The sequence below is a fragment of the Shewanella sp. Sh95 genome (assembly GCF_001308045.1).
Taxonomy (GTDB): domain Bacteria; phylum Pseudomonadota; class Gammaproteobacteria; order Enterobacterales; family Shewanellaceae; genus Shewanella; species Shewanella xiamenensis.
The window spans coordinates 1-476 of sequence record NZ_LGYY01000193.1 but is presented as its reverse complement, the minus strand read 5'-3'; the positions used below and the strand labels follow the sequence as shown (position 1 = coordinate 476).

Sequence of the window (476 nt, the reverse complement as noted above, 5' to 3'; positions counted from 1 at the left end):
AGCATCGCATGTGTTCTGGCGATGTCAATATCATATAGTCTGGACACCAAAGTACCGCTTTCGGATATTGAAAGGTAATGTCGGAAAAGAGGTTTATCGATGCATTCAGGTTTATTGCCATCAAATGGGATGCATAGTCATGGAGCTAAATGTTCAAGTTGACCATGTTCATTTAGTGGTGAAGGTACCTCCGAAGATATCTATATCGAATTTAATGGGGGCGTTAAAAGGTAAGATAGCTTTGAAAATATTCAGTAAATTTCCTTACCTACGTAAGAATAAACTTTGGGGAAATCATTTTTGGCAGAGAGGATACTTCGTCGATTCGATTGGAATTAACGAGGAAATAATCCGTAGATACGTTAGGCATCAAGAGAAAGTAGAGCGGCAAGAGCAGGGTCAACTTGCTCTTGAATAAAGGCCCCCTTTTAGGGGGTTAAAACAAAGCCACCTTCTTCAGAAGGTGGATTCTTTAC

The 476-nt window shown here is 40.1% G+C and carries 1 protein-coding gene; it reads left to right on the top strand.

The window, feature by feature from the left end; translation table 11 throughout:
* The coding region (gene tnpA / locus AEA42_RS14495; RefSeq protein ID WP_082389655.1) for an IS200/IS605-like element ISShes8 family transposase at positions 1–418 on the top strand (418 nt) is incomplete at its 5' end.
* Between the last annotated feature and the right edge of the window lie 58 nt (positions 419–476).